The sequence below is a fragment of the Novipirellula artificiosorum genome, assembly GCF_007860135.1.
GTDB lineage: Bacteria > Planctomycetota > Planctomycetia > Pirellulales > Pirellulaceae > Novipirellula_A > Novipirellula_A artificiosorum.
The window spans coordinates 329,596-335,895 of record NZ_SJPV01000009.1 but is presented as its reverse complement, the minus strand read 5'-3'; the positions used below and the strand labels follow the sequence as shown (position 1 = coordinate 335,895).

Annotated in this window: 5 protein-coding genes; 1 reads left to right on the top strand and 4 read right to left on the bottom strand. The window is 51.9% G+C overall.

The window, feature by feature from the left end:
- Positions 1 to 175 precede the first annotated feature (175 nt).
- Complete coding sequence (locus Poly41_RS23275; RefSeq protein WP_146529401.1) at positions 176 to 1,807, top strand: TlpA family protein disulfide reductase; 1,632 nt, start codon at positions 176 to 178, stop codon at positions 1,805 to 1,807.
- A gap of 150 nt (positions 1,808 to 1,957) precedes the next feature.
- Here the strand turns inward: Poly41_RS23275 and Poly41_RS23270 are convergent, their stop codons facing one another.
- From Poly41_RS23270 to Poly41_RS23255, 4 genes are all read right to left on the bottom strand, one after another.
- A complete protein-coding gene (locus Poly41_RS23270; RefSeq protein WP_146529399.1) occupies positions 1,958 to 2,584 on the bottom strand; it encodes a hypothetical protein in 627 nt (208 codons plus the stop codon).
- Positions 2,585 to 2,736: 152 nt separating this feature from the next.
- A complete protein-coding gene (locus Poly41_RS23265; protein WP_146529397.1) occupies positions 2,737 to 4,449 on the bottom strand; it encodes an acyltransferase family protein in 1,713 nt (570 codons plus the stop codon).
- A gap of 369 nt (positions 4,450 to 4,818) precedes the next feature.
- Positions 4,819 to 5,256: an RrF2 family transcriptional regulator gene (locus tag Poly41_RS23260; RefSeq protein ID WP_197231553.1), complete on the bottom strand. Its 438-nt coding sequence runs from the start codon at positions 5,254 to 5,256 to the stop codon at positions 4,819 to 4,821.
- Positions 5,257 to 5,542: 286 nt separating this feature from the next.
- Positions 5,543 to 6,295, bottom strand: a complete 753-nt coding sequence (locus tag Poly41_RS23255) for a YwiC-like family protein (protein ID WP_146529393.1) — start codon at positions 6,293 to 6,295, stop codon at positions 5,543 to 5,545.
- Positions 6,296 to 6,300 lie beyond the last annotated feature (5 nt).

Below are 6,300 nucleotides of genomic sequence, written 5' to 3'. Positions count from 1 at the left end.
GAAAGCAAAAGTGGCATTGAGAAAATCGTACGGCTTCAAAACCGACGAAGTCTATGAAACTGTGCTATACCATGAACTCGGGAAACTTCCGGAGCATGACTTGGCCCACCAATTTTGTTAACGAGGCAATAGGAAATAGGTCTACTTCGCGCTGTCAATTTAACTGGAGGTTACCATGATCGCTGAACGAGTGTTTGCTGGAATTCTGATTTCACTGGCGTGTCTGCCGGTCTTGGCTCAAGGTGTGAGCGACGAAACCAAGACAAAGCGGGAGTCAATGTTTGATATCGGTCAGATCGACGATCCCGAAGGAGAGATCGCTGACGTGTTGGAGTACTTCGAGGAGATGAACCGGTTGCAGGAGCAGATCACCGGCGACTACCAGTTGGCCATGAGCACGATTATGGCGGCTCGAGAGAAGGCGGCCAATCAGCTTCTAGCAGAAGCTGACAAGTTGACGGACGAGCAATTTACTACCATCGCAAATGTGTGCTTGGCCGCGCGGATTCGTGGACTCAGCAACGCGAATCCCGAGCAGCAACGTCACACCTTCAAGCTCGTAAAACGGCAACTGATGATCGCTTCGGATCGAGGGATTGAGCGTAGCGATCTCACGAACGTCAATAGGTTGATCAGCTATCTGAATCGTTATGCCGAGAACGAACTCTCTTTGGAAGCGAACCGAGCGTTTGCTGACCTACTAAAGAATGCGGACGATCCTTTAGCAAAGCAGTATGCCGAAGCGTTCGAGGGAACCGTACGCCGATTGGAATTGCTGGGCAACGAGCTGGAACTGGAAGGAACCCTGCACGATGGTACCGAATTTGATTGGGCATCGTATCGCGGCAAAGTGGTCCTCGTCGACTTTTGGGCGACCTGGTGTGGTCCCTGCATCGCGGAAACACCCAACGTTCGTAAACACTACGAGCTGTACCATGACTTGGGTTTTGAGGTTGTTGGGATCAGTCTCGATTCAAAGAAGGAGGCGCTTCAGGGATACATTGAGAAACAAGAGATTCCCTGGGTGAATCTCTTTCAAGATGATGTCGGATGGAAGCATCCGATGGCAGTTAAATATGGTATCCACGCGATACCCACGGTGTTTCTTGTCGACCAAGCAGGCAAAGTCGTCTCGTTGCGAGCGCGAGGCTCTGAACTTGGTGAACAGCTCGAAAAACTGCTCGGCCCCAAAACACACGTCGCCCGCAAATTAGCCGCGGAAGGTAAATGGGATCGAGTTGCCGAGCAAATGAAACGTTACTTGGCCGACCATCCCGGGGGCCAGTATGATTCTTGGGGTCTGGGGGCTGCGCAACTGATCCATGGCGACGCGGATGCGTTCAAGGAGACCTGTAAGCAGACATGGAAAGAGACCCGAGATCTCGAAATGTGGTCGCAGACGAGACTGGTTACCTTATGTTGCCTTGCGGAGGATGCTGGAATCGAGGTTGAGTTGATCAACGAGCTCGCTACCGAGGCACTTGAGAAATCCGATAACAACAAAATGAAACTTGCAAAGATGATGGCGTTGTATCGATCGGGCAAATACGAAGAATGCATCGACGCAGGATTCGAAGGTGGTGATCCCCTTCAGGAAGCGATGGTCTTCCTATTCCGTTCGATGGCCGCAAAAAAAGTGAATCGGATGGACGAGGCGAACAGGGCGTTCGGTGAAGGCTCGAAAATCGTCAATGAAAAGCTGAGTGACTTTTACGGCGAGCCACTTCACGACTGGATGCCCGATCACTGGATATGCTGCGCCGTTGCCAAAGTGATCCAAGCGGAAGCCAGCGAGATGTTTGAATGAAATCAGGATGTGCCAAAAGCGACCACCAGCCGACTTGCGACTGGTCGTATTGAGCAAACCGTCAATTCGCTCCTTGCAGCAAAGGGAGCCGTCCAAGCCAAATCGGATGTTGAAAATCGATTGACCTAAAACAGGCGGCGAAGCCGCAGGCTATCTGATTCGGCGGGCAATACTCTTTCGTACTTGTTCCTTGCCGTCTTTCATGAACTTCGCGGTCCAGATGAAACCGTCGTCGTTTTTTTCAAGCAAACAATCGCCGTCAAACTCCGTTCCATCACCGAAAGTCACGGTAAAATTTCCTTTCCAAGTCTTCGCTTTGATTTGGTCAAGTGGGTAGCGTATCGTGGACGACAATCCGTCGGACGAATACCATCGCTCCACTAACTGGTTTCGTTTGGCGTCCCACCCGCTGATCGCGGAACTTTTGATTTTCGCACCCTGTTCAATGGATTCCAACGTCGTCGAAATCGCGTGATCGCCCGGTAACCATTTCCGCTTGTTCGTACCCGATCCGATCTTTTGCAGTAGCTTATAGTGACCGATCGTGTCTCCTGACTCCTCGCTGAGCGGCAGCGCTGAGGTTGCGGTCAACCCCGGGGGAAGTCCCTCCAGAAAACTATCGTTCTCAAGCTCGATCTTCAGCATTGCCTGCACTCGTTCGTGCAATGGAGTGTCGTCGCCGCACGAGGATTTTAGATACTCAGCTCGAGCATCGGGATCGGCAATGGCGCGGGCAATTCGGAAGATCTCGTCTTCGCCTGGCATCGGACGGTTCATGGTGGCTCCTTGTTGTCAGTTGGTTGACTGCCAATAGTCAATGCGACGCAGGTCCCAAATTTCTCCGATCAAATTCTGAAAATTACGGATCTTTTTCTAATTCCAGCTTCAACCAGCCACGGTCAGCCGACTCAGCTAAACTGCGATTCAGATCAGGGGATTTCTTGGCCAGGAACGGGGTTGGTTTGCTCGACGTCGAAAGCTTCGTTCGCGAGAACATCACCAGGCATCGAGACGATCCGCGGTTTGATCAGTGGCTTAAACGGGTACGTTCGCCCGTTGAGTACTCGGCCGATAAGGCTGGATCGAACCAAATAGTGGTAGGAAGCAAAGCAGAGCACCGTTGTCACTGCGGTATAGAAAAGGAATTTGGGAATGCCAAAGAGGCCCCATTGATAGGGTGCGACCAACACTTCGATCTGAAACAAAATTGGCAGATGCACGAGATAGATCCAATAGGCCGAATCGGCGATGTAGCGCGAGACGGGGCTAGGATGACTAAAATAGTGAGTGAAGAGACCGATCGCGCCAAACACGAGCAACCACATCGCCAGTGCGTATCCAGCACTAAAAACGGCTTTGTAAATCCTGACTCTGGGGCGATCCTTAAAATCGGTCAAGAACATGCCGGGCAGAGTTGCCTCGAGGAGTTTCTTATTTAGCAGTTGTAGTTTGGCTGGATCACTGCGATTCGAATCGTCTGCCAGCATCTCTGCTACTTCCTTTGGCAGCTTCGCCGTCGTCCAATTCTCGGGTGCTGCCAGCGATTCGCTCGAAAGGACAGCGTCGTTGATCTCTGTGGCCAAGCCTACTTTCTGATCCGGTGTCAGTTGATCGTGGTTCTCCAGCAAGGCTAGATACTCTGGCGACAACGCATCGACAATCATTCGGCTAGGATTCAAGAGTTGGTCAGCGCCGTTTGGTTCAGCAACGTGACGATCGGCGGCGGCTAACAAGTCTCGGTGGTCTCTGACAAAACTGTTCGAGTCCAACAGTGGATAGGTGGGCGTGACCGAATAGTCGAGTACCGTTGAGACGACAAACAAGGGAATCGAAAGTGCCACTCCCAAGCCCAGCTTACGACGCCAGTTTCTGCTGATGTCGCTCAGCAAGTTGAGTTGCGAGTACAGCAACCAACCGGCGGCAAAGAACAGGCAATACCCCATCAAACCAGGCCAGTCGGGAATGAAGTTGATTGGATAGGCACCAAGTCCCCACCACCAATCTTCGAAGTAAAGAAAAATCGCCGAAGGAATGGATAGCAACACGATGCTCCACCAGGACTGTAACAACCAGCGAAACCCCCGGCTGATTTGACGACGAATCCGTCCCGATCGATCGATCACTTTGTGCATCAGCAGCACGACGATCAGCGTTATCGCGTAAATGACGAGCAGATCGTAAAGAAACCAGAGGTGGATGAAGGCAGATGCATTCATTTGAAGCGAGCTGACCAATTCTTGCAGCGTGGTCGCCCCGAGGCCTTGATCCGTGAGAATTCGGCCTGACTCGATGCCACCCCAAGCGTACTGTAGCATCATGACGGGATAGAGCAGCAACCAGCCAATCAGTAGCGGAATTGCAATCCTAGAAATTCGGTGCCAGATGAATCGCCAAGTTCCCCGCCGAGAAAACACCAAATGAGCGAACAGGCCGGCCATCAAGAAAAAGGCTTGCAGTCGAAAGATGTGGATGAAGTAGAGCACATACTCATAGAAATAGCTGCCATCGGCGTCGGTGATCGGAGTCCCAAAGTACCGAGTCGACATAAACCACGCGGCGTGAAGTACAATCCCCAACAGCATTGCCCAGGCACGAAGTGCGTCGAGTGAGTGAAGACGATCGGTATGGGCATCGTTTTGCATTTTTCTCTCCGCAAGGTTGGTTGGTCGATTTCTCGACACCGCACAGCATTGCTGCTGTGAACCAGGATGAAGTCACCTCGGTATTCAATGCGATTTTTTGGACCAAGTTGCCTCATGAAAAATAGAAAAAAGCAGAAAAGAAGGACTGCGACGGAGGACCGCAACCGCTTGAAGATGTGATTTACGAGGAAATTGCTGGATATTCTTGAGGTAGATGCAGACGAGTGGACTTCGCAACTCAATGCTTTTGTTCACTTGCTATGCCGCTTACTGTCACCACTAAGGTTGTCTGAATCACGTTAGGACGCTCCACGCTTCTGATTCAAACAAGAACCGATAAGTCGATAGGGCAAGACGTAAAACAGCCTGCTATTTGCAACCGGTAATCGGCACGCTTGGCTCACCTTTGACGAATGCAGCGAAGGTCGTCTTCGTCAGAAATTTTTGTGCGCGTTTCTCCATATCGGCAATCGTTTCGTGTAGCGGACAGGGTTCTTGGTTGCCGCACCAACCGGGGCCGAATGGACACATGGATTCGGATTCACGCTCGAACAGGATCATCACTTCTTTTAAGGTGATCAAAGAGGGTTTTTTGGCAAGTCGGTAACCGCCGCCGGGGCCGGGTGATCCGGTAACGTAGCCGGCACGTGAAAGAATGGTCAGGATCTTTGCAACGATTGGCGTCGGCAAGTTCCGGCTTTCAGCGATTTCTCGCGACGACAAAGTGCAGGTGGGACGCACTGCATACAATTCCGCCAAGCGGCTCATCGCGGCGATCGCGTTCTGCGAGGTCTTCTGGTGAATCATTTGGTAAAGAGCAAATTGTGGAAATGGTGACAGCTGTTTCGTGAATGCGCAAGTATACACCATCCGTCAAGTCGGGAGAGAAGACCAATAGGCTGTTCCAATTGGAACTTGTCGAACTGCAATCGCTAACCGGTGCGAGTCGATAGAGTTCGGTTCCGTAGTAACCAAGGACCATGAACGATACGACGATCACAGTCCAAAAACCGATCCAGAACTTCTTGTATTGCATTTGTTGTTGTCTTGATTTGTAGTTTGAGATTGCTGTCCAGTGAGACTCGAACGAGGGTTACGGGGCAACGGCAACGACCGAGATTGCTGTTACAACGGTAGCCGCGACGAGGCTCCAACCGATTTGCTTTAGTCGTTTCGCCGGCGGAGGCTGAATCATCAGATACCAACTCGCCAAGATCATTGGGATCACTGGCAAGATCCAATCGGTTGCTTCAATCCACCACACAACAATCAAGAGTGGAAAGACAGAGATCGTGGTCAGTCCGCTCCAATGCAGAATCCGATTCTTATGCTTTTGGTATGCGAGCACACTGCGAACCGCCAGCGTGGTCGCGGCGAATCCCAGCAACCACACCACCCATGTTTTCAGAGCATCACCCGTCCCTATCCCCGCGGCAAGCAAGATAGGAACGCAAGGGGCTGAAAGTCCGATCACGCCAGCGGTTTGTCCGAGTGCCGTTCGATGCTTACCGGCAAACGCGATTCCAAAACTGAGCGTCGCGAGAATTCCGCACCCAATCAGTGCAACACGAACCGCGACATTGCCGAAAAGCATTGCAGCAACTCCGCTGGCTAAGCAGATCGTTGTTAACGCCACCAAATAGCGAGTCGCGGTCGTCGCGGAACGTTTCGCTCGCGGTCCGCGATGACCGATCATCACCAATAGTGGCTCGTGCGCCAGAAAACCAGCGACCGAGGCCGCCGCAACACAAACGCCCACCCAGCTCACGCCGCCCGCTGCAAGTGACGTCAGGATCGGTATGATCAAAATAGCGTACGCACCATGTTCCTTAGGCTTATGTTCCATCACGA

Coding starts and splice junctions, on each gene's coding strand:
- Poly41_RS23275 (WP_146529401.1), top strand. CDS start 176: ATGATCGCTGAACGAGTGTTTGCTGGAATTCTGATTTCACTGGCGTGT.
- Poly41_RS23260 (WP_197231553.1), bottom strand. CDS start 5,256: ATGATTCACCAGAAGACCTCGCAGAACGCGATCGCCGCGATGAGCCGC.
- Poly41_RS23255 (WP_146529393.1), bottom strand. CDS start 6,295: ATGGAACATAAGCCTAAGGAACATGGTGCGTACGCTATTTTGATCATA.
- Poly41_RS23270 (WP_146529399.1), bottom strand. CDS start 2,584: ATGAACCGTCCGATGCCAGGCGAAGACGAGATCTTCCGAATTGCCCGC.
- Poly41_RS23265 (WP_146529397.1), bottom strand. CDS start 4,449: ATGCAAAACGATGCCCATACCGATCGTCTTCACTCACTCGACGCACTT.